At 63.6% G+C, this 21276-nt stretch carries 20 protein-coding genes and 1 pseudogene; 10 read left to right on the top strand and 11 right to left on the bottom strand.

The genetic code is table 11. The annotated features are described in order from the left end of the window. Nucleotides 1-3: 3 nt before the first annotated feature. From V1277_RS09135 to V1277_RS09105, 7 genes are read right to left on the bottom strand one after another with little or no spacing between them, the layout of a single operon-like run. Complete coding sequence (locus V1277_RS09135) at nt 4-738, bottom strand: SDR family NAD(P)-dependent oxidoreductase (protein WP_334415898.1); 735 nt, start codon at nt 736-738, stop codon at nt 4-6. Between the two features lie 6 nt (nt 739-744). Next, nucleotides 745-1257: an aromatic-ring-hydroxylating dioxygenase subunit beta gene (locus V1277_RS09130; protein ID WP_334415897.1), complete on the bottom strand. Its 513-nt coding sequence runs from the start codon at nt 1255-1257 to the stop codon at nt 745-747. A gap of 1 nt (nt 1258) precedes the next feature. Continuing rightward, nucleotides 1259-2572: an aromatic ring-hydroxylating dioxygenase subunit alpha gene (locus tag V1277_RS09125; RefSeq protein ID WP_334415896.1), complete on the bottom strand. Its 1314-nt coding sequence runs from the start codon at nt 2570-2572 to the stop codon at nt 1259-1261. Nucleotides 2573-2583: 11 nt separating this feature from the next. Further along, a complete protein-coding gene (locus V1277_RS09120; RefSeq protein WP_334415895.1) occupies nt 2584-3546 on the bottom strand; it encodes a PDR/VanB family oxidoreductase in 963 nt (320 codons plus the stop codon). A 2-nt stretch (nt 3547-3548) separates the two neighbouring features. Next, nucleotides 3549-4613, bottom strand: coding sequence for an indolepyruvate oxidoreductase subunit beta family protein (locus V1277_RS09115; protein WP_334415894.1), 1065 nt, complete (start codon nt 4611-4613; stop codon nt 3549-3551). 40 nt (nt 4614-4653) lie between these two features. Further along, nucleotides 4654-5094, bottom strand: a complete 441-nt coding sequence (locus V1277_RS09110) for a hypothetical protein (RefSeq protein ID WP_334415893.1) — start codon at nt 5092-5094, stop codon at nt 4654-4656. Beyond that, nucleotides 5091-7253, bottom strand: a complete 2163-nt coding sequence (locus V1277_RS09105; protein WP_334415892.1) for an indolepyruvate ferredoxin oxidoreductase subunit alpha — start codon at nt 7251-7253, stop codon at nt 5091-5093. The genes V1277_RS09110 and V1277_RS09105 overlap by 4 nt, the downstream gene beginning before the upstream one ends. A gap of 282 nt (nt 7254-7535) precedes the next feature. On the opposite strand from V1277_RS09105, the gene V1277_RS09100 reads away from it, so the two are divergent. The 7 genes from V1277_RS09100 to V1277_RS09070 are packed head-to-tail and all read left to right on the top strand — an operon-like array spanning nt 7536 to nt 14010. Next, nucleotides 7536-8711: an acyl-CoA dehydrogenase family protein gene (locus V1277_RS09100; protein ID WP_334415891.1), complete on the top strand. Its 1176-nt coding sequence runs from the start codon at nt 7536-7538 to the stop codon at nt 8709-8711. A 41-nt stretch (nt 8712-8752) separates the two neighbouring features. Then, nucleotides 8753-9148, top strand: a complete 396-nt coding sequence (locus tag V1277_RS09095; protein WP_334415890.1) for a RidA family protein — start codon at nt 8753-8755, stop codon at nt 9146-9148. Nucleotides 9149-9199: 51 nt separating this feature from the next. Next, nucleotides 9200-10324, top strand: a complete 1125-nt coding sequence (locus V1277_RS09090) for a cupin domain-containing protein (protein WP_334415889.1) — start codon at nt 9200-9202, stop codon at nt 10322-10324. Between the two features lie 11 nt (nt 10325-10335). Next, on the top strand, nt 10336-11247 hold the full coding sequence (locus V1277_RS09085; RefSeq protein ID WP_334415888.1) for a fumarylacetoacetate hydrolase family protein: 912 nt from the start codon (nt 10336-10338) through the stop codon (nt 11245-11247). Nucleotides 11248-11256: 9 nt separating this feature from the next. Next, on the top strand, nt 11257-11904 hold the full coding sequence (locus V1277_RS09080; protein ID WP_334415887.1) for a flavin reductase family protein: 648 nt from the start codon (nt 11257-11259) through the stop codon (nt 11902-11904). A 40-nt stretch (nt 11905-11944) separates the two neighbouring features. Continuing rightward, the gene (locus V1277_RS09075; protein WP_334415886.1) at nt 11945-13036 is read left to right on the top strand and encodes an NAD/NADP-dependent octopine/nopaline dehydrogenase family protein; all 1092 of its coding nucleotides are present in this window, start codon (nt 11945-11947) and stop codon (nt 13034-13036) included. Next, nucleotides 13033-14010, top strand: coding sequence for a 3-hydroxybutyryl-CoA dehydrogenase (locus V1277_RS09070; RefSeq protein ID WP_334415885.1), 978 nt, complete (start codon nt 13033-13035; stop codon nt 14008-14010). Before V1277_RS09075 ends, V1277_RS09070 begins: the two co-directional genes overlap by 4 nt. Before the next feature lie 372 nt (nt 14011-14382). Here the strand turns inward: V1277_RS09070 and V1277_RS09065 are convergent, their stop codons facing one another. Next, a complete protein-coding gene (locus V1277_RS09065; protein WP_334415884.1) occupies nt 14383-15318 on the bottom strand; it encodes a LysR family transcriptional regulator in 936 nt (311 codons plus the stop codon). A gap of 96 nt (nt 15319-15414) precedes the next feature. Here V1277_RS09065 and V1277_RS09060 point away from each other — a divergent pair, with 96 nt between their 5' ends. From V1277_RS09060 to V1277_RS09050, 3 genes and pseudogenes are all read left to right on the top strand, one after another. After that, nucleotides 15415-16290 (top strand): aldo/keto reductase family oxidoreductase, encoded by an 876-nt coding sequence (locus V1277_RS09060; RefSeq protein WP_334415883.1) that lies wholly within the window; start codon nt 15415-15417, stop codon nt 16288-16290. Nucleotides 16291-16370: 80 nt separating this feature from the next. After that, nucleotides 16371-17288, top strand: a complete 918-nt coding sequence (locus V1277_RS09055; RefSeq protein WP_334415882.1) for an alpha/beta fold hydrolase — start codon at nt 16371-16373, stop codon at nt 17286-17288. 127 nt (nt 17289-17415) lie between these two features. Then, a pseudogene (locus tag V1277_RS09050) lies at nt 17416-17653 on the top strand (IS5/IS1182 family transposase); the annotation flags it as partial. 72 nt (nt 17654-17725) lie between these two features. On the opposite strand, the gene V1277_RS09045 reads toward V1277_RS09050, so the two are convergent. The 3 genes from V1277_RS09045 to V1277_RS09035 are packed head-to-tail and all read right to left on the bottom strand — an operon-like array spanning nt 17726 to nt 21245. Then, nucleotides 17726-18430: an ABC transporter ATP-binding protein gene (locus V1277_RS09045; RefSeq protein ID WP_442894569.1), complete on the bottom strand. Its 705-nt coding sequence runs from the start codon at nt 18428-18430 to the stop codon at nt 17726-17728. 5 nt (nt 18431-18435) lie between these two features. Beyond that, the gene (locus tag V1277_RS09040) at nt 18436-20205 is read right to left on the bottom strand and encodes a branched-chain amino acid ABC transporter ATP-binding protein/permease (protein ID WP_334415880.1); all 1770 of its coding nucleotides are present in this window, start codon (nt 20203-20205) and stop codon (nt 18436-18438) included. Beyond that, nucleotides 20202-21245, bottom strand: coding sequence for a branched-chain amino acid ABC transporter permease (locus tag V1277_RS09035; protein ID WP_334415879.1), 1044 nt, complete (start codon nt 21243-21245; stop codon nt 20202-20204). The genes V1277_RS09040 and V1277_RS09035 overlap by 4 nt, the downstream gene beginning before the upstream one ends. Nucleotides 21246-21276: the final 31 nt, after the last annotated feature.

The raw sequence follows: 21276 nt of genomic DNA, 5'->3' as shown, positions 1-21276 counted from the left end.
AAGCTAGATGGAAATCGACCCGATGCTGGCTCCGCCGCAGACGTAGAGCGTCTGCCCGGTGATGAAGTCGGCATCCGGTGAACTGAAGAAACTGACCGCGCGGGCGACGTCGGTGGATTTGCCGAGGCGGCCGAGCGGAATCGACTGTGCCAACCTCTTGGCGCGTTCGGATTCCGGCGACATCACGCTCTCGAACATCTCGGTGTCTCCGATCGGGCCCGGCGCGACGACATTGACGGTGATCCCGAACGGCGCAAGCTCGAGCGCCCAGGTCCGCGCCATGCCGATGATGCCGGCCTTGGTGGCCGAATAGACGGTGCGTGTGGCGGCGCCGAGCGCGGCACGGGAGGATAGTAGAACGATGCGGCCGAAGCGCGCCTGCTTCATATTCGGTAGCGCCGCCTGCGCCAGCGCGATCCCGGCGCCGAAATGAAGCTGCGCCAAGGCGCCGACGTCCCCGTCATCGACCTCTTCCAGCGGCTTAGGCCGAATGGCGCCGGCATTGTGCACGACATGGGTGATCGCAAAATTCGCGGCGATTTCCGTCGCCGCCTGGCGCGTTGCCGTCGCATCGAGCAGGTCGACCTCGCGCGAGGAGAGTTTTGGATGGCTCCAGTCCGGCTTGCGCCGCGACAGCGAGATCACGTCATACCCCTCGGCGAGCAGGCCGCGCGCGATCGCAGCGCCAATGCCGGTATTACCGCCGCTCACGATCGCCGTGTGGTGGACCACGTTCATCCTCCCTCACATGAAGAGCTGGATGTTGCCGAAGGCAGCATCGCAATTGATCAGGTCGACGCGCTTGAGCTTGATCTTCAGCCTGCCGTTCTCGACGCTGAGATGATGCGTGGCCCAGGCAGCAAAGAGTGTCTGCTCGTCCATGCGGGTCTCGATGTAATGCATCGGGGTCCAGGTGACGTAGTTGTTGGCGGCAGGATCGCGCGAATCCACCTGCGGCGTCTGCAGCACGTGATGGCAGCGGCTTTTCGGCTTCTGGCTGAATGTCCGCGCGCCCTTGAGCCGCTCGACCCGGATCGAGAGCAACAGCTTGTCCTCATACATCAGCGAGCAAGTCAGCCGCGGATCGGTTTGATTCCATTCCAGCGGCATCCAGTAGAAAGCGTCGTCGGCGTAGAGATCGAGCCATTCGTCGAAACGCTGCTGATCGATCAGCCGCGCCTCGCGAACCACGAAATCGATCAACTCCTGGTCGGTTGGAACCGCATTCTTCAGGGGAGCCTCAGTGACCATGCTCATGTTACATCCCCATCGTCATGAACTTGGTCCATGCCCGGAACTGGTGACGCATCGGCCACTCGCTGGTGCCGTTGACCGCTACGTTGGTCTGCCCGGCTTCGTCGGGGCTGTAGAGGCGCTGGAGGTTCACCCACTCATTGCCGTTCGAGTGCAGGCCCTCCTGTGCGCGTTCATACATTTCGAGGTCGTCATGGCCGACGATCGAGGTCGGCGCGTTGATCAGCCGGTTGTACATCAACGTGCGCTCGAGCAGCATGTCGGGTGCATCGACGAGCTGGAACGTCCAGGATTCGACCAGGGTCTTGTTGGCTGCGATCGGCTTGAAGTGCCGCAACAACTGGATCGGCCCCTTGATCATGATGTTGGGGAAATAGACCGTGTTGTGCCGGTTCTCGCCGAGGATCGCCTTGGCGCGTTCTTCGCCATAGGCCGCTTTCATCTTGTCGAAATAGCCGGGCACTGCCGAATAGTCGGAATGGATCGAGTGATGCACGCCGGTGTGGCCGTGGCCGTTGTCCCAGATCCGAATGCCCATGTTCTCGAAGAATTCATATGGGCTCATGAAGGGAGCGATGATCTCGACCGCCATCGGCTTCTTGGTGCCGGGCGGCGCCTTCTTCCAGACCTCGACCACCGTCCCGGCGGAGGACTCATGCGCCACCATCGGATGGCAAGTGTCGGTCTGGTTTTCCACCAGCATCTTCCAATTGCAATTGTGCATGTACCGCAGCACGCCGCCGGCGACCTTGAGCTGACCGACCGGCGAGCGGTCGATCATGTTGTCGAAGCTCGATAGACTGTCGCCGAAGAACTCCTCGAAATCGAGGCCGCCGTCATTGATCTTGGCGAACACGAAGCCGCGGTAGTTGCGCACATGTCGCACCGGCGCCATGCCGCTCGCCGCATGGCTCTGTTCGAAGCCGGTGTTCTCGTAGCCCTTCTTTAGTGGGATAGCGAGCAGCGAGCCGTCGGTCCTGAAGCTCCAGGCATGATAGGGGCAGCGGAAGAACTTTCCGGCATTGCCGCAGGTCTCGGACGTGATGCGTGTGCCCTTATGCGGGCAGCGGTTGTGCAGCACCTTTACCGTCCCGTCAGTGTGGCGGACCAGCAGGATCGGCTGCGTGCCGATCGTAGTGCCAAAATAATCGCCGGGATTGGGGACCTGGCTGTCGTGGCCGACATAGACCCAGCTATTCGGGAACATGTGCTCCATCTCGAGCTGGAACACTTCCTCGCTGACATAGACGTCGCGGTGAACCTCCTGGTCGCGGACCAGGGCGCGAATGGCCGCGACATTGCCGGCATATCGGGTCATGCGTTTCTCCCTCACAGGTCGAGCACGAGTCGCTTGGTCTTCGCGCGCGAAATACAGATCTGCATCACCTTGTTCGAGGCCTTCTCGCTGTCGCTCAAGATGTAGTCGCGATGATCGGGAATGCCTGAGATCACCGTGGTCTGGCAGATGCCGCAATCGCCGCGCTTGCAGTCATGCATTGGGTCTTCGCCGGCCTCGATCAGCACGTCGAGGATGGTCCTGCCGGCGGGAATGTCATAGACGCGCCCGCTGCTCCTGAGTTCGACCTCGAAGGCGGAGTCTCCGGACTTCTCTTCGGGCGCGGTGAAGATTTCGAAATGAAGCCGCCCTTGCGGCCAGTTCATCCGCTTTGCCAGCGCGATGGCTGCTTCGATCATCGGCAGCGGTCCGCAGAGATAGAGCGGCACGTCGGGTGCGAGCCCGCTCATCAAGCCCTCGAGGTCGAAGAAGCAGCCGGCTTCGTCGTCGGCGTGGATGGTCGCGCTAGCGCTAGCCAGCCGCTCGATGTCGCCGAGAAAGGCGAGTTCGCTGCGGCTGCGGCCGGCGTAATAGAACGAGAACGGCCGCTTCGCCGCGTTCAATTCACAGGCCATCGTGAGCAGCGGCGTCACGCCGATGCCGCCCGCGACAAGTGCCACCTCTCCCGCGCCGGCTCGAAGCGGAAAATTGTTCGCCGGTGGCGAGATTGTCAGGCGATCGCCGGTCTTGAGGCCGTGCATAAAGCTGGAGCCGCCGTGGCTCTTGCTTTCCTGCAGCACGGCGATGCGATAGGCGGTCGGATGTTCGGCCGCGCGCGGCGAGACCGTCTCGATCAGCGAATAGGAGCGACGGCCGACATCAGGCAGGTGGACGTCGATATGCGCGCCCGCGGACCAGCCCGGCATCGGCGCGCCGTTGGCTCGCGTCAGCACGAATTCGCGGATGCGCGACGTGAGCGCCTCGGCCTTCGACACCACGACTTCGAATTGATCCATCCTCAGGCGTCCTCGAACAGTGTCTCGACGGTGCGCAAGGCGCCGTCGAGTTCGCCGCCATCGGCGTCCTTCAGCGCCACCTTGGTCAGCCGCTGTACCCATTCGGCGGCATCGGGGCGGCCGGCCAGACGCTCGGACGCAAGCATGACCTTGTCGAACTTCGATTCACCGCGCGAATGCGTGTCCGAGTAGCCGCCGACGAGGCGGCGAGCCTCACACACGGCGGTCGCGAGCGCCGGATCGGTCCCGACGAATTTCCGGATGCGTTGCGCCCACTCGTCGAGATGGCGCATCTCGCGGGCATGTCGCAGCGTACGACGGCGGAAGCGCCGCAGTCCGGCCACGCCGTACAGCAGTAGGAACGACGACGGCGCGGTGGTGCGCAGTTTACGTCCACGATCGACAAGTCGGGCAAGCCGTTTGTTGCGCTCGACCTTCTCGCCGAGAACTGGTGGCAGGAGCCCCGCCAGTTCCTCGATCCGCGGATGGAAGAACTCGGTGATCGCGAGAACCTGGTCGTCGCCAGCGCGGACCTCGCGGCGCACCCGGTCGAATCGTCCCGCTCGCGTCTTCAGATCGGCCACGCGAATCACGTCGTCATAGGCCATCGCGACCGCGAGATACTTGGCAAAAGCCTGCAGCAGGCCGGTCGCCTCGCGCGGCATCGCTTCCATCCGCTCGAGATATTCGCCGCCGTAGGCGACATCTTGATAGTCGACCACTCGCCGTAGGCCGGCCGCGACGATGCCGTGCAGCTCCGGCGGCAACCGCCGCGCTCGCGCGACCAGCGCGTCATAACCGGCGTGGCCGATTGGTTCGAGACGCGGAAAATGCTTTGCGAGCGGCGGCTTCGCCACAGGCTTGATCTTAGGATCCTGCTTGACCATGGCGCCGGCCCGTTCGCGGCCGGCGGTGAAGGCGCGCAGGCTGGCATCGACGCCGACCCCCGCAGCCCGGATCGTTTCCTCAAAGTCCTCTGTCGTAAAGGGCAGAGCGCCGGAGCCCGCGAGCGCGCCGAACAGCACCGAGGAGACCACGCTGCCGGTGTCGTCGGCGATCTCGGCCATGTCGAAGGCGATGAAGCGGTTGGCGGCGACGTTTGCCGCCTCATAGACCTGCGCCGCCGTCTGCGGTACCGTCGCCGGGTGCGGTCTTCTCGATCACGGCCAACGAGCGGTGGGACGAACCTATCAGCAGCGTGCGATCAGGCGAGACCAACCCGCGCAGGATAGCGCGGCCAACTTCCATCAATTCGGCGCCGATCACGATATCGACCTTGCCCGGCGCCGGCATCAGCGACAGCACCGGGTGGCGGCCGGGCTTGCTCGTGTCGGGCGCGATCATCTCGATGTAATAGATCGTGGCACCGGTGCGCTGGGCGACGCCGGGCACCGATGTCGATTGCGCGAACCAGCCGCGCCGCTCGGCCAATGCGACAATCCAGTCGACCAAGACGCCGCCGCCTTGGCCGCCCATCGCGAGCACCGCGACGGTGATCGGGCGAGCCTGACTAAGTGCGATGGAGGAGGGCGCGACCGGGACGTTCATGCCGCCTCCTGCTCAAACGTGACGCGGCGTCCGGCGCGCCAGCGCTGCAAAGCGCCGATCATTCGTTGCCAGATACGATCGAGCCGCGTTTCGAACGAGGTCGGATTGGAAACGATGTCGGCGCGATAGAACGAGGGACACAAGACAGCCGCGTCCGCGACCTCGCCGCAATGGCCGCAGCCGACGCAACTATTGTCGACGGCGGCGACTGGATTGTCCTTCAGGGGATCGCTGGTCGGTTTCACCGACAGCGAGGGGCAGCCGGACAAGCGGATGCAGGCGTGGTCGCCGGAACATACATCCTCATCGACACCGAAGCGCTCGCGCACGATGCGCTCGCCGCGCTTGGCGGCCGCCGCCATCAGCGGCTTCACGCGCCGCTGCTTGTTCAGCATGCATTCCGACGAGGCGACGATGATCTTCGGGCCCTTCTCCTCCGTCGTCAGCGCCTCGCGCAGCGTGTCGCGCATGCGCGTGACATCGTAAGTGCGATCGATCTGTCGCACCCATTTGGCGCCGACACCCTTTACAGCCTCGACGATCGGGTGCCTGGTCGAACGCGATCGGTTGTCGGCGCGCGAGGACGGAATGTCCTGGCCGCCGGTCGCGGCGGAATAGTAATTGTCGACCACGACGATCACGCCGTCGTGTTGGTTGAAGACGGCGTTGCCGACGCCGCTGGTCAACCCGTTGTGCCAGAAGCCGCCGTCGCCCATCATCGAGATCGGCCGCTTGCCCGCGGGAACGTTGAAGGCGGAGGCCGAGGCCGGGCCGAGCCCGTAACCCATCGTGGTGGCGCCGATATTGAACGGCGGCAGGATCGAGAACAAATGACAGCCGATATCGGCGGCGATGTGATGCGGTCCGAGTTCCTTCTCAACCAGTTTCATCGCGGAAAAAATCGGCCGCTCCGGACAGCCGGTGCAGAAGCCCGGCGGACGGGGTGGCACCACATCGGCGAGCACGCGGATTTTCTCATCGACTTCGGCGCGGTCGATGTTCGGTGCGCGCGCGGCATCCGACAAGGCATCCGGGCGCCAGCGGCGGATGAAGGCCCCGATCGCTTCGCGCATGACTTGTGCCGTATATTCGCCGGCCATCGGGAACAGGTCCTTGCCGTGCAGCTTGGCCGGAATGTCTGCGTTGCGCAGGATCTTGTGCAGCGCCTGCTCGATGAATTCGGGCTGTCCTTCCTCGACCATCAGCACCGCCTTCTTGCTGCGGCAGAAGTCGATCACCTCGCGGTCGACGATCGGGTAGGTCACGTTCATCACATAGAGCGGTACACGTGTCTCGCCCCAGATATCGGCAAGTCCGGCCTCGCGCAGGGCTGTGATGACGCCGTTGTACATGCCGCCCTGCATGATGATGCCGATATCGTCGATGTCGCCGTCGAAGGTCTCGTTCATGCCGCGGGCGTGGATGAACTCAACCGCCGCGGGCCAGCGATGCTCGACCTTCTCCTTTTCGTGCAGGAACGAGGCCGGCGGCAGCACGATGCGGTTGGTGTCGCGCGACGGCTGATCCAGCGCGCGGGACAGCGGAAAGACGGGGCGGAGATTGTCGCGGGTGGCGAAGCGGCCATGCACGTGGCAGGCGCGTATCCGCACCTCCAGCATCACGGGCGTATTCGACGCTTCGGACAGCTCGAAGGAATCGTGCACGGCCTTGACGATGGACGCCACGTTCGGCCGCGGATCGACCAGCCAAAGCTGCGACTTCATCGCAAACGCATGCGAACGCTCCTGCATGATGGAGGAGCCTTCGCCGTAATCCTCGCCGATGATGATCAGCGCGCCGCCGGTCACGCCGCCCGAGGAGAGGTTGGCGAGCGCGTCTGACGCGACATTGATGCCGACCGGCGCCTTGAAGGTGACCGCGCCACGCACCGGATACATCACGGAGGCAGCCAGCGTTGCCGCGGCGGTGGCCTCGCTGGCGCTGGATTCGAAGTGCACGCCGAGATCGGAGAGAATATCCTGCGCGTCCGACAGCACGTCCATCAGATGCGAGATCGGCGCACCCTGGTAACCGGCGACATAGCTGACGCCGCATTCCAGCAGCGCTTTGGTAATGGCGAGGATGCCTTCGCCGCGAAATTCCTGGCCGGCACCGAGCTTCAGGTCTTCCACCTCGCGCGCGAAAGAGCGTTCTGCCATGCTCGCCTCCTGAGGGCTCGCCCGGAACTCCGGATGACCGAATATAATTTTAGACATCAAACAAAAATGATGTCAATCGGACCCCGCGAGTTCTGAGGCCGCAAAACGCTTCACGCGCATTTGAGCGCGTTTTCTAGCCTGTTTCAAAGGCTTCATGCACACGCGCCGGGCTTTCGATCGGCGGCCGGTTCGCTTGACAGGATATTTTAGCCATGAAACATTATTGAGGCCGCGCGTTGCACTTGGCGGCGTGCGCAAAACCGGCCTTTGCGGGAGACTGACATGACTCCGGTTTCGCCATTACGCGGGCCGTCGCGCGAACACCTCGCGTGGCCGTTCTTCGATTCCCGCCACAGCGAATATGCCGCCGCGCTCGATGCATTTGCAGCCGATCTTGGCGATACGCACGGCCATGACGTCGACGAAACCTGTCGTTCGCTGGTACGCCAGCTTGGCGCCGCCGGATTGCTGGAGGCATCGGTCGCAGGCGATCGGTCCGATGCGGTGATCGACTCGCGGCTGATCTGTCTCGCCCGAGAAACGCTTGCCTGGCATAGCGGGCTCGCCGATTTCGCATTTGCGATGCAGGGACTTGGAACTGGTGCGGTGGCGATTGCCGGTTCGCCCGAATTGCGCGCGCTGGTGCTGCCGAAGGCGCGGCGTGGCGAATGGATTGCCGCCTTTGCGTTGTCGGAGAAGGAGGCCGGCTCCGACGTCGCTGCCATGGGCTGCAGCGCCCGCCGCGACGGCGACCACTACATCCTCGATGGCGAGAAGACCTGGATTTCCAACGGCGGCATTGCCGACGTCTATACGCTGTTTGCGCGAACCGGCGAGGCGCCGGGTGCGCGGGGCATTTCGGCCTTCGTGGTGCTGCCGGATGATCCCGGATTTTCGATCGCCGACCGTATCGACGTGATGGCGCCGCACCCGCTGGCGACGCTGCGTTTTGATTCTTGCCGGATCCCGGCGGCGCGGCTGTTGGGTTCGCCGGGCGAAGGTTTCAAGATTGCGATGCGCACCCTCGATATCTTCCGCGCATCGGTGGCGGCCGCCGCGCTGGGCTTTGCCCGCCGCGCGCTCGATGAGGCGGTGGCGCATGCCCTGTCACGGCGGATGTTCGGTGGCGTGCTGGGCGACCAGCAATTGACGCAGGCAGCCCTCGGCGATATGGCCGCAGGCGTCGATGCCAGCGCGCTTCTCACCTACCGCGCGGCGTGGCGGCGCGACGTGCAGAAAGCTTCCACGACCCGTGAAGCGGCAATGGCCAAAATGGTCGCCACCGAAACCGCGCAAGCGGTGATCGACCGCGCCGTACAGATGTTCGGCGGCCGCGGCGTGCGCTCGGGCGAAGTCGTTGAGCAGCTCTATCGCGAGATACGCGCGTTGCGCATCTATGAAGGCGCGACCGAAGTCCAGAAACTCATCATCGGACGTGATGTCCTGAAGGCGGTCTAGCCGAACGGCCGTTCAGTCGCGTCCTGCTACGGGAGTATGAAATGTTCGAGGTCTTGCAACCACCCGGTTGGGCCAAGCCGAGGGGGTACGCGAACGGCATCGCCGCGCGCGGCAAGATGATCTTCGTCGCCGGCCAGATCGGCTGGAACGAGCAATGCAAGTTCGAGTCCGATGATCTGGTGGATCAGATCGGCCAGACCCTGAAGAACGTCGATGCGGTCTTGCGTGCCGGCGGCGCTGCGCCCGAGCATGTGGTGTCGATGACCTGGTTCCTGCTCGATCGCAAGGAATATTCGGCGCGCCTGAAGGAAATCGGCGTAGCCTATCGCGGTGTCATGGGCCGGCATTTTCCGGCCATGACCGCGCTGCAGGTATCTGGGCTGGTCGAGGATCGTGCCAAGGTCGAAATCCAGGTGATCGCAATGATACCTGACTAGATGAATTGACAACGCGACGCCGGGTACGGCGCCAACCCACAGGAGGGCGACATGGCAACGAAAGCGCGTGAAAACCACCGGGAAGACGTGGCCGGGCGGGCCAATGTCGAGGACACCCCTGAATTGCTCGCCTACTATGACGAGCTCGAACGGCTGGAGGCGGGCGCACTCTGGACGGTCGCGAACAAGATCGAGCCGTGGCAGCCCAAATCGTCCTCCGTCCCGGTGCTGTGGCGTTATGAGGACCTCCGCGCGCACGTGCTGCGTTCCGTCGAACTGGTGTCGCCCGAAAAGGCCGGGCGCCGCGTCATCTATCTGAACAATCCCGGCCGCCGCGAGCACGCCGCCGCGGTCGGCTGGCTCTATTCCGGCCTGCAGGTGATGCACCCGGGCGAGGTCGCATCTGCGCATGCCCATTCGGCCTCCGCGCTCCGCTTCATCATGGAAGGCGAGGGCGCCTATACGATCGTCGACGGTCACAAGATGACGCTCGGTGCCAACGACTTCGTGCTGACGCCGAATGGCACCTGGCACGAGCACGGCGTCTCCAGCGACGGCACGCCCTGCATCTGGCAGGACGGCCTCGACATTCCCCTCGTCAACACGCTCGAAGCCAACTTCTATGTGGTTCACCCCGACCTGCAGCAGAGCGTCGGTTATCCCGTCGACGACATGACCCATAGCTGGGGCAATCCCGGCCTGCGCCCGGCGGGCGCCGAATGGTCCAAGGGATATTCGCCGCTATTGAAGTATGAATGGGCTCCGACGTACGAGGCGCTGCAGCGTTACGCCAAGGCCACCGACGGCTCGCCCTATGACGGCGTTCTCATGAACTACGTCAACCCGGTGACCGGCGGCCCGGTAATGCAGACGATCGGCGCGTCGATGCAGATGCTGCGGCCGGGCGAGAGCACGCGCGCGCATCGTCACACCGGCAGCTTTATCTACCAGGTCGCCAAGGGGCGCGGTCACTCGATCATCGACGGCAAGCGCTTCGACTGGAAGGAGCGGGATATCTTCTGCGTTCCGTCCTGGGCCTGGCATGAACATGTGAACGCCTCTGGCAGCGAGGACGCCTGCCTCTTCACCTTCAACGACCTGCCGGTCATGCACGCGCTCGGCCTCTATCGCGAGGAAGCTTTTGGCGACCATGGCGGCCGCCAGCCGCTCGTATAGGAGTAAGAGCAGTGCGTCTTGTTACCTATCGCAGCACCGTTGAAGCTGCCGCCCGTCTTGGCGCCGTTGTCGGCGACCTGGTTGTGGACGTCGAGAAGGTCGGCCAGCATGCCGGGGCTTCCCTTCCCGCATCGATGCTCGACTTCATCGATCTGGGACCGCCGGCCTTGGCGGCGCTCAAGAAGATACTGAACGAGGGTAGGGATAGCTGGCCGGTCGGCGCTGCATTGCCGCTTGCAAACGTCCGCTTGCTGGCGCCGATACCGCGTCCGCGCAAGAACATTTTTGGCATCGGCCTGAATTATGTCGAGCACGTTGCGGAATCCTCGCGCGCCCTCGATACGGCGAAGGACCTTCCGAAGCAGCCGATCATCTTTTCGAAGCCGCCGACCAGCGTCATCGGACCGGACGAGGCCATCCATCACAACAAGGCCATCACGCAGCAGCTCGACTGGGAAGTCGAGCTTGCGGTTGTGATGGGACGGACTGCGCGGCGTATATCGGAGGCGGAAGCGCTCGGCTTCGTGTTCGGCTACAGCGTGATGATCGACATCAGTGCCCGCGACAACCGCCGTGCCGGACAGTGGATCTACTCCAAGGGGCAGGACACCTACGCGCCGTTCGGGCCGTGCATCGTCACGGCGGACGAAATCACCGACCCGCATGCGCTCGATCTCTGGCTCACGGTGAACGGCGTCGAGAAGCAGCGCTCCAACACGCGTCACATGCTGTTCAAGGTACCGCTCCTGATCGCCGACATTTCGGCCGCGATGACGCTGGAGCCGGGCGACATCATAGCGACCGGCACGCCCGAGGGCGTCGGCGCCGGCCGCTCTCCGCAGGAATGGCTGTGGCCGGGCGATGTGGTGGAAGCCGAAGTAACGGGCATCGGCCGGCTGCGTCATCCGGTGGTGGCGATCTGAGAGGCCGGCATGATCTTCGACATGGAGACGCTGGAAGCGCAGAACCGCTACAAGATATTGACGGCCACGGTGACACCGCGGCCGATCGCCTGGATCACCACGCTCTCCGCGAGCGGCGTCACCAATGCCGCGCCGTTCAGCTTCTTCAACGTGATGGGGCATGAGCCTCCCACCGTCGCGGTCGGACTTCTGGCGGGTTCGCAGCGATTCAAGGATACGGCGGCGAATATTCTCGATACCGGAGAATTCGTCGTCAATCTCGTCGCCGAGCGCAACGCCGAGGCCATGAACATCACCTGTATCGACGCGCCGCCCGAGATCGATGAATTGGCGCTGGCCGGACTGACCCCGGCTGCCTCGCAGGCAGTGCGCCCGCCGCGCATCGCGGAATCGCCGGTATCATTCGAGTGCCGAGTGCTCACGTCGCTGGTGACAGGACCGCGACAAACGGCCGTGATCGGCCGCGTGGTTCGTGCCCATATCGACGACGCGGTGATCCTGGACCAGGAGCGCTGCCACATCGATACGCAGGCGCTGCGGCTGATCGCCCGCATGCATGGCAGCGGCTGGTATGCGCGCTCCACCGACCTGTTCCAGATCGATCGGCCAAGCTGGGCGACGTGGCAGGAAAAGAACGTCAAGGCGGAGCCTGCGTGACAGGACTGCCGATACGCGAGGCGACGAAGCGGAGGACACCTTGAAGATTGCAGTGTTGGGTGGAGGAAACGGTTCGTTTGCGGCCGCCGGGGACCTCGCGTTGGCCGGTCAAGAAATCCGGCTGTGGCGGCGAAATCCCGGAGATGTCGACGCACACCGTGCGCAGGGCGGCACGATCACGGTCATCGATCGATCGGGCCGCCGCGAGGCCAGGCTGGCTGTGATTACGTCTTCGATCGCGGAAGCGATCGACGGCGCCGATCTCATCCTTTGTCCGGCGCCGGCTTTTGCGCAAGGCGCGATCGCCGAATCGGCCGCGCCGCATTTGCGCGACGGCCAGGTCGTGTATTTGCCGCCGGGCACATTCGGCTCCTACATCTTTGCGCGCGCCGCGCGGGACGCAGGTAACCGTGCGGAGGTTGCAACGGCGGAGACCGGAACCTTGCCGTGGCTGGCGCGCAAGCAAGGTCCTTATGCGGTCCGAATCTCGGGCAGGGGCGCTCGATTGCCAACCGGTGTGTTTCCGCAGCGCCTTGCCCCGCACGCGCTGCGCGTGATCGAGCGCGTGTTTCCGAATGCCATCGAGCCATGCGGCGATGCGCTCTCGGCGGCGCTGATGAATGCCGGCCCGATCATTCATCCGCCGCTGATTACCATGAACGCCGGTCCGATCGAACATTTCGACAAATGGGATATTCACAAGGAAGGAACGCAGCCGGCGATACGCCGCGTCACGGACGCGCTCGATGCCGAGCGCATCGCCATTCGCGAGGCGCTTGGTTATGGAAAGCCGCATTTTCCCCTGGCTGATCACTATTCGCGGGATGGTGAGCCCTGGATGTATGCGCGTGACGCGCACGAGCAGCTCACGGATTCCGGCGATTGGTCCGAACGCCTCATTCTTGTCGAGCACCGCTACATGCTGGAGGATCTGCGTCTCGGCCTGTCGTTCCTCGCATCGGTCGCTGATCTTGCAGGCGTGCACACGCCGCTGGTCAAGGCGTTCCTCGCAATCGGCTCTGCCATCACCGGCGAGGATTTCTCGGTGACGGGCCGGAGCTTGTCCTCGCTCGGCCTCGGCAATCTCGACCGGACCGCGTTGCAAAATCATCTCGCCGAGGGTTTCCGATGAAGCCGGTCATCGGATGCCTCGGCGCAGGACGAATGGGCCGCGGCATTGCCGTCGTGTTCGCTTTCGCCGGTCACCAGGTTATCGTCATCGATTTCAAGGAACGGGAAGCCTCGGCATTCGAGGTGTTGGCAACCGAAGCCAGAGCGGAAATCCGCTCAACGCTTGAGATCCTCTCGCGCATCGATCTGCTCCCGCCAGAGCTTGTATCCACGATTGCCGAACGGATCACGGTCGTGTCCCGGGAGGAGGCGGCCACGGCGTTGCCGCGCTGTGATGTCATCTTCGAGGGAATGCCGGAGATCCTTGAGTTGAAGCAGGCGGCGCTGGCGGAAGCCTCGCGGCTGGCGGGCGAGGGGTCGATCATCGCCTCGACCACCTCGACGATCCTGGTCGACGATCTCGCCGGATCGATCGAACATCCCGGTCGCTTCCTCAACGCGCACTGGCTCAATCCCGCATACCTCGTGCCGCTGATCGAATTGTCTCCGGGGCAGCTCACCGCGCCGGAGGCAACGGCGCGGATGAAGACGCTGCTCGAAGGCATTGGCAAGGTGCCGGTGGTTTGCGCAGCGCGTCCGGGCTTCATCGTTCCGCGAATCCAGGCGCTGGCAATGAATGAAGCTGCCCGCATGGTGGAGGAGGGTGTCGCCTCGGCGGAAGATATCGACAGGGCCGTGATTTATGGTTTTGGATTCCGCTTCGCGGTGCTCGGCCTGCTCGAGTTCATCGACTGGGGCGGCGGCGATATCCTGCATCACGCCAGCCGCTATCTGGTCGAGGCGCTCGGCGACAGCCGCTACGCCGCGCCGCCGATCATTGCCGCCAATATGCGCGAAGGACGCATCGGCATGAAGACCGGACAGGGATTCATGAATTACGAAGGTGTTGACCAAGCCGCCTATCGCGAGCAGCGGCTTGCGGCGTTTGCGTCCGCGCTGCGGGCCATGGGACTCGCGCGTGAACCCGTCGCGTAACACGCGCGCTGTCCTAGTTAGCTAGGGCATGTACTCATTAAGCGGTTCTTAAGCGGTTCGCCGACTGGTGTCCGGTCTCACCCCCAACAGCGGCCCAAGAGCGGAGATTCTCCCAAGTCGCAGATGGGCAAGAGCCGATCTGCGACCGGCCTGAGCACGCCCGGGGCACGACTATCACCGTGATATTGCCCGTTTCGGACCTTCCAGCGGGCCAATTCAGATACCAAAAACTCGTGGAATTGCTCCGGGGTATTGGCAACGATTTCGTGCCGATCGACTGTCTCACGTCGCGCCCGCATGGCGTCTGGATTCGCTTCGAGCCGTCTCTGAACCCTCAAAATGTGAGCGCCTCGCTGCTGGCGAACGCATTGGCTACGCGGTGGGCATCGCTCCATGCGGTGAGTGCGACGGTTCACCCCTTACGAAGTCGATGAACGCGCGCAACGGCGCCGGTACGAGACGTCGGCCAGGATAGTAGAGAAAGGGACCCAAAAAGCTTTGCCACCAGGGTTCGAGGACCGGCTCGAGCTGACCACTGGCGAGATAGGGACGCAGCCAGTCCTCGAAGAGGCTGACAATGCCGGTACCGGCGATGGCCGCGGCAACGGCGAGATCTGTCGCCGTCCCGATGCTGACCAGCAGCGGTCCTTTGGGTTCGACGCGAACGATTTCGCCCTCACGTTCAAACTCCCACGTGGCCACCATCGCACCGGACGAAAAACGGCCGCCAAGACAAGCGTGGTTAAGGAGGTCGCGAGGATGATTGGGCCGGCCGTGGCGATCGAGATAGTTTGGAGAGGCAGCAGTTGCGAAGCGCTGAACGCGAGGTCCGATTGGAATCGCGATCATATCCTGCTCCAGACGCTCGTCGTATCGGATGCCAGCATCACAACCCGCGGCCAGAACGTCGATGAAATTACTCTCCGCAATGACTTCCAGCCGAATGTCTGGATAGGCGGCGAGGAAGCGGGGCGCGATGGTGGGCAGCACGAGGCGCGCCGCGCTGACGGGTACGTTCAGTCGCAGCGTACCCGCAGGCCTGTCGCGGTAGTTGTTGACGACGTCGACGGCAGCTTTCACCTCGGCGAATGCTGGTCTTAGCCGGTCGAGGAGCCGCTGCCCCGCCTCGGTGGGCACCACGGTTCGCGTCGTTCGGTTCAACAACCTGACGCCGAGTTGCGCTTCCAGCCTGGTTACCGCTTCGCTGAGTCCTGACGCACTGGCCCCGCTCGACCGAGCTCCGTCGCGAAAGCCTCCGGCCCGCGCGACGGTCACAAAAGCGCTCAGTTCACCCAGATCGATTTTCACTGTTCGCTTCTCCGAACGACCCGTTCGGATTGTACCCAGTTATCGAGCACGCGGGCAACGTCTACCTACCGACCATTGGTTTCATGGAGATGACCTATGCCCAACACCGACCCAACCGCTAGCTTTGACCTCGGAGACCGCCGCGTAAAGCGGCTTGGCTACGGTGCCATGCAGCTTGCTGGCCCCCACGTGTTCCGTCCGCCCAAGGATCGCGCCGCGGCATTGGCTGTCCTGCGAGCGGCCATCGCGTCGGGCGTGAATCATATCGACACAGCCGACTTCTACGGCCCGCATGTCACAAACCAGTTGATCCGTGAGGCGCTGCACCCCTACCCCAAGGATCTCGTCATCGACACCAAAATCGGGGCTCGGCGTGGCGCGGACGCTTCATGGAATCCGGCCTTCTCGCGCGAAGAGCTCACCCAGGCGGTCCACGACAACTTGAGCAATCTCGGGGTCGACGCACTCGATGTCGTCAACTTTCGCGTCATGATCGACCGGCATGGCCCGGTCGAGGGCTCGATCGAAGCGCCGCTGAACGTCTTGGCGGATCTCCAACGTCAGGGCCTGATAAGGCATATTGGGCTGAGCAACGTGACCGCCACGCAGGTCGCGGAAGGACGCAAGATTTGCAAGATCGTCTGCGTGCAGAACCAATACAATCTAGCCCACAGGCCTGACGACTCCTTGATCGACGACCTTGCCCGGGACGGCATCGCCTACGTACCGTTCTTTCCACTCGGCGGGTTCACTCCCCTGCAATCGTCCACTCTAACCGATGTCGCTGCCCGCCTTGGTGCAACGTCGATGCAGGTAGCGCTTTCTTGGCTGCTTCGACGGGCCCCCAACATCCTCCCTATCCCCGGCACCTCGTCCGTCGCGCATCTGCGCGAGAATCTCGCCGCAGCCGAACTCGATTTACCGGATGATGCGATGGATGAGCTAAATGGCCTTGCCGGCAGCCCCGGTTGAGACGGTTTCCAGGCGCAGCATGGTGCCAGTGCTGCCTCATGGCAAATCGGGGCCGACAGTATGAAAATGGAAAAACGCTCATGGACATCGGACGTCGCAATGCCTTCAAGACCCTGGCCGGCGCTACCCTCGCCGCCGCAACCGCCCCGCAGGCTCTCGCACGTTCTGGCGAGATTGAATCCCGGATTGCCCGCTTGAATGGCTGCGACATTCATTATCGGGTCGCGGGTTCCGGTCCCACCGTCGTGCTGCTCCACGGGTGGCCACAAACGTCCTTCGCATGGTTAGGCGTGATGCACAGGCTGGCCGACCGATACCGCTTGATCGCGCCCGACATCAGGGGCACCGGCCTCTCGGAGAAGACAGTCTCTGGATACGACAAGCGCACCATCGCCGAGGACGTCCGGCAATTGATCCAACTGGAAGCGGACGGTCGCGCGCATCTCGTCGGTCACGATATGGGCGGCAAGGCGGCGCTTGTCCTCGCCCTACTGGCGCCGGAGTCCGTCTCGAGGTTGGTGCTCGTCGATTGTTCGGTGCCGGGCACGGAGAACATGGACCCATCGCGCGGCGGCCTATGGCACTACGGGTTCCACATGGCGCCCGAGATTCCGGAACTTCTAACGAAGGGCCGCGAACGCGACTATATCGCGGCTCAGATCAAGTCATGGTGTCATCGCAAGGACGCGGTGACGGACGAGGCGATCTCCGAATACGCCTCGCATTACGCGAAGCCGGGCGGGATGACGGCCGGGTTCAACCTTTATCGGGCGCTCAAGACCGACGCCGCCCTGGTGGCTTCGTTGAGCGATCGCCGGCTTGCCATGCCGGTGATGACCATCGGTGGTCGCCACAGCGTCAGCGACAAGCTCGCCCAACAAGTCGCGCCGCGCTGCGACCGACATGTGGGCGTCGTCATCGAGGACAGCGGTCACTTCGTTGCTGAGGAAGCTGAGAGTACGTTCTGCGACCACATCGTCCGGTTCCTCAGCGCCTAAGCACTTGACGACTTACATCATACCGGCCACGACCCCGCCGGATCGGCGCGAGCGGCTCCGTGTAATCTCTTCGTGTTAGGGCTGTTCGGGTCGATCTTGGCGAGACCGCCTCCGATTGTGCGCGCGGCGCGATCAGCCCGACGGCTTCGGCCCGTATACGACCTGCTACAACCGCTTCGTTCGCTGGCGACGAGCTGGTGTGGGCCGCGATCATGAACGCCTTGGCAGGTGCGCATGATGCCGCTGTGCAAATGATCGACACGTCGATTGTCCGCGTGCATCAGCACGGAGCCTGCATCAACGGGAATACAAAGCAATGCATGGGACGGTCACGGGGCGGATTGACCAGCAAGGTTCTAGGCGTTCGGATGATGCGAGCCCCATTTCTACTTTGCATGGGGTTGTTTTCGCAATTTTTGGTCCCGCTCTTCGTTGCTCTAATGCCCGCCGAGATAGGCCGCGATCAGTTTAGGGTCGTGGATCAGGGCGTCCGCCGGCCCCGACTGGATGATCTCGCCGGTTTCCAGCACATAGCCGTAATCTGCGGTCTCAAGCGCGGCGCGGGCGTTCTGCTCGACGAGCAGGACCGACACGCCGAGGCTTCGCAGCGAGGCGATGGTGCGGAAGATTTCCCGGACGATGAGCGGCGCAAGGCCGAGACTGGGTTCGTCGAGCACCAGGAGTTTCGGCTTCGCCATCAGCGCGCGCCCAAGCGCCAGCATTTGCCGCTCGCCGCCCGACAGCGTGCCGGCGGCTTGCTTGCTGCGCTCCTTCAGCCGCGGAAAGCGGTCGAACACATCGTCGAGGCTTTTGCGCGTCGTCGAGCGATCGCGCAGGCTGTAGGTGCCGAGCAACAGATTGTCGGCGACCGACAGATCGGCGAACAGCTCGCGCTTCTCGGGCACGAGGCAGAGACCACGCTCGACGCGGCCCTCGACGTCGATCCGCGCAAGATCGTTGCCTTGAAAGACCATTCGTCCGGTGGACTTCAGCAGACCGATGGCGGCCATCAGCAGCGTCGTCTTGCCGGCGCCGTTCGGGCCGATCACGGTCACGATCTGACCTTGCTCGACGGAAAGCGAGACGTTCCGCACCGCCTCCACCTTGCCGTAGGCAACCGACACATTCTCGATCGAGAACATCTGTGTCACGCGACCCCTCCAAGATAGGCTTCCTGGACGCGGGCGTCGTTGCGTATTGCCGCCGGTTCGCCTTCGCAGAGTTTTGAGCCGAAATCGAGTACGACGATGCGGTCGACCAGCGACATCACGAACTCCATGTCGTGCTCGACGAGGAGGATCGTCAGATGGTCGGCGCGAAGCGACCGCAGCAGTTCGGCCAATTTAAGCTTTTCCTGGCGGCGCAGACCGGCCGCGGGCTCGTCGAGCACGAGCAGTGTCGGATCGGCTGCGAGCGCGCGGGCGATCTCGAGCACGCGCTGATTGCCGAGGGGGAGGTTGCCGGCGAGCTCGAACGGCTTGTCGCCGAGCCCGACCCGTTCGAGCTGCTGCAACGCCTCGTAGCGTGCGCTGGCTTCTTCCGCCTGATTCAGGCGGAGCGCGCCGGCGAGCAGGCCGGTCCTGGTGCGCGAATAGGTGCCGAGCAGCACGTTGTCGAGCAGCGTCATGCGCGGGCGCAGCTTGACGTGCTGGAAGGTGCGGGAGATGCCGGAGCGAGCGATGTGGAATTGCTGGTCGCGGGTGATCGAGCGTCCCGCGAAAGCGATCTCGCCGCTGTTGGCGCGTAGCGCCCCCGTGAGCAGGTTGAACATCGTGGTCTTGCCGGCGCCATTCGGCCCGATCAGCCCGAGGATCTCGCCGGACCTCACTTCGAAGCTGACATTGTTGACGGCGACGAGGCCGCCAAACCGCCGCTGCGCGCCACTCACTTTAAGAAGAAGCGTGCCGGGCGCCGGCTGCTCGCGGCGCGGCAGCGGGCTAGCCGGTTGCGGACGGGACAGCTTCACGTCGGGCAGAAAGCCCGCGAGAAACGGAACGATGCCTTGCCGGGCGCGCTGCAGGAACAGGATAAAGAGCGCGGAGAATGCCACGATCTCGAGCTGGCCGGAGGCGCCCTTAGCGATCAGCGGCAGGTAATCCTGCACGGTGTTCTTCAGGAGCGTAACAATCGCAGCACCGACAACGCCGCCCAAAATGCTGCCGGCGCCGCCGACCATCGCCATCATCAGATATTCAATGCCCATGATGGCTTCGAACGGTCCGGGGCTCACGAAACGGCCGAGATGGGCATAGAGCCATCCCGATAGCGCGCCGAGGAACGCGGCGATCACGAATGTCACCAGCTTGATCTGGAAGGCGCTGATGCCGAGGCTTTCGACCAACGTATTGCCGCCGCGCAGCGCGCGCATCGCGCGGCCGATGCGGGAGTCGAGAAGGTTGTAGCAGAGGAGGAGGACCGCGACGACGATCGCCCAGATCAAGAAATAGATCTGCCGACTCTCCACCAGCGCGAACGGGCCGATCGAGATCGGCGGAATGCCGGAGATGCCGTTATGTTGGCCGAGCCCCTGGATGTTGCCGAACAGGAACGCGATCGCTAGTCCCCAGGCGACCGTGCTCAGCGACAGAAAGTGACCTCCCAGGCGCAGCGTCACGAAGCCCAGGATTGCCGCGATGCTGCAGGTCAGGACCACTGCCAGCACCAGTCCGAGCCAGGGCGAATAGCCGCTCAGCGCTGTGACCCACGCTGTTGCATAAGCAGCGACGCCGACGAAAGCGGCCTGGCCGAACGAGACGATGCCGCCGACACCGGTCAATAGCGCCAAGCCGATGGCCGCAAGCGAGTAGATGCCGATATAGTTCAGCAAGGTGATGCTGAACGGACTGAGCACAAAGGGCGCCGCCACGAGGCAGGCGATCGCCGCGGCAATGATGAGGCGAATCTGCTGCAGCGTCATTCCTCGACTTCCTCTTCGGAATGGTGCGAGGCGAGCGAGCGCCAGAGCAGCACGGGAATCAGCAGCGAGAAGACGATGACGTCCTTCAGGGTGCTGCTCTGGAACGAGGCGAAGCTTTCGAGAAGGCCGACGCCGAACGCGCCGAGCGCAGCCCCCGGGTAGCTCGTCATGCCGCCCACGATGGCGCCGACGAAGGCTTTCAAGCCGAGCAGGAATCCGGAGTCATAGAAGATCGTGTTGACCGGCGCGATCAGAATGCCGGAGACGCCGGCCATTAATGATCCCAGCAGATAGGCGATCGTTCCGGCACGCGCCGGCCTAATGCCCATCAGCCGGGCGCCGGTCCGGTTCAGGGCGGTTGCGCGCAGCGCCTTGCCGATCAGCGTGAAGTCGAAGAACAGAAACAGCAAGCCGCTGAACACGAGCGCGGCCGTGAGGATCAGCACCGTCTGTCCGGAGACGTGCACCCCAGCGATCTCCATTGCCATCGACGTCAGCGGCTCGGTTCTGACGCCTTCGGGGCCGAAGAACAGCAGGCCAAGTCCGACCAGCGCGAAGTGGAGGGCGACCGAGACGGTCAGCAAGAGGAGAACAGAGGCATCCGCGATTGGGCGAAACACGATCCGGTCCAAGAGTGGCGAGATCGGCAGGATCAAGAGCAGCGCCAGCACGATCCGGACCGGCATCGGCGGGGTGAAGCGCATCGTTAGCCAGACGGTCCCGACGACCAGCAGTGGCAGCACCAGATAGAAGAGGACGGCCTTCGGCACCGCGCGGAGCTCGCCGGCGCGCGCCAGGGAGACGACTTCCATCAGGCAGGCCATGCAGGCCAGCACGACAACCAATCCGATGGTGCCGGGAAGCTGCTTGGCATCGAGCGCCGCCAGCGTCAGCGCCGTGAAGGCCGCGATGTCGCCGAACGGAATGAAGATCACCCGCGTCACGGTGAAGATCAGCACGGTTCCGATCGCCACCAGGGCGTAGACCGCCCCGGTGGCTATTCCGTCGATCGCAAGGATCGCTGCGATGTCTGCCGTCATGCCCTCAGTCGTCCTTCCGTGTTACGCGTCG

It is taken from the genome of Bradyrhizobium sp. AZCC 1588, assembly GCF_036924735.1.
In the GTDB taxonomy this organism is placed as follows: Bacteria; Pseudomonadota; Alphaproteobacteria; order Rhizobiales; family Xanthobacteraceae; genus Bradyrhizobium.
This window is presented reverse-complemented; position numbering and strand designations above follow the sequence as displayed.

What these genes read in the sequence shown, in the direction of transcription:
- V1277_RS09035 (WP_334415879.1), bottom strand. Translation starts at nt 21,245, where the DNA reads ATGACGGCAGACATCGCAGCGATCCTTGCGATCGACGGAATAGCCACC.
- V1277_RS09055 (WP_334415882.1), top strand. Translation starts at nt 16,371, where the DNA reads ATGGACATCGGACGTCGCAATGCCTTCAAGACCCTGGCCGGCGCTACC.
- V1277_RS09120 (WP_334415895.1), bottom strand. Translation starts at nt 3,546, where the DNA reads ATGGATCAATTCGAAGTCGTGGTGTCGAAGGCCGAGGCGCTCACGTCG.
- V1277_RS09060 (WP_334415883.1), top strand. Translation starts at nt 15,415, where the DNA reads ATGCCCAACACCGACCCAACCGCTAGCTTTGACCTCGGAGACCGCCGC.
- V1277_RS09090 (WP_334415889.1), top strand. Translation starts at nt 9,200, where the DNA reads ATGGCAACGAAAGCGCGTGAAAACCACCGGGAAGACGTGGCCGGGCGG.
- V1277_RS09095 (WP_334415890.1), top strand. Translation starts at nt 8,753, where the DNA reads ATGTTCGAGGTCTTGCAACCACCCGGTTGGGCCAAGCCGAGGGGGTAC.
- V1277_RS09135 (WP_334415898.1), bottom strand. Translation starts at nt 738, where the DNA reads ATGAACGTGGTCCACCACACGGCGATCGTGAGCGGCGGTAATACCGGC.
- V1277_RS09130 (WP_334415897.1), bottom strand. Translation starts at nt 1,257, where the DNA reads ATGAGCATGGTCACTGAGGCTCCCCTGAAGAATGCGGTTCCAACCGAC.
- V1277_RS09105 (WP_334415892.1), bottom strand. Translation starts at nt 7,253, where the DNA reads ATGGCAGAACGCTCTTTCGCGCGCGAGGTGGAAGACCTGAAGCTCGGT.
- V1277_RS09080 (WP_334415887.1), top strand. Translation starts at nt 11,257, where the DNA reads ATGATCTTCGACATGGAGACGCTGGAAGCGCAGAACCGCTACAAGATA.
- V1277_RS09100 (WP_334415891.1), top strand. Translation starts at nt 7,536, where the DNA reads ATGACTCCGGTTTCGCCATTACGCGGGCCGTCGCGCGAACACCTCGCG.
- V1277_RS09115 (WP_334415894.1), bottom strand. Translation starts at nt 4,613, where the DNA reads ATGGCCGAGATCGCCGACGACACCGGCAGCGTGGTCTCCTCGGTGCTG.
- V1277_RS09125 (WP_334415896.1), bottom strand. Translation starts at nt 2,572, where the DNA reads ATGACCCGATATGCCGGCAATGTCGCGGCCATTCGCGCCCTGGTCCGC.
- V1277_RS09045 (WP_442894569.1), bottom strand. Translation starts at nt 18,430, where the DNA reads ATGTTCTCGATCGAGAATGTGTCGGTTGCCTACGGCAAGGTGGAGGCG.
- V1277_RS09070 (WP_334415885.1), top strand. Translation starts at nt 13,033, where the DNA reads ATGAAGCCGGTCATCGGATGCCTCGGCGCAGGACGAATGGGCCGCGGC.
- V1277_RS09040 (WP_334415880.1), bottom strand. Translation starts at nt 20,205, where the DNA reads ATGACGCTGCAGCAGATTCGCCTCATCATTGCCGCGGCGATCGCCTGC.
- V1277_RS09110 (WP_334415893.1), bottom strand. Translation starts at nt 5,094, where the DNA reads ATGAACGTCCCGGTCGCGCCCTCCTCCATCGCACTTAGTCAGGCTCGC.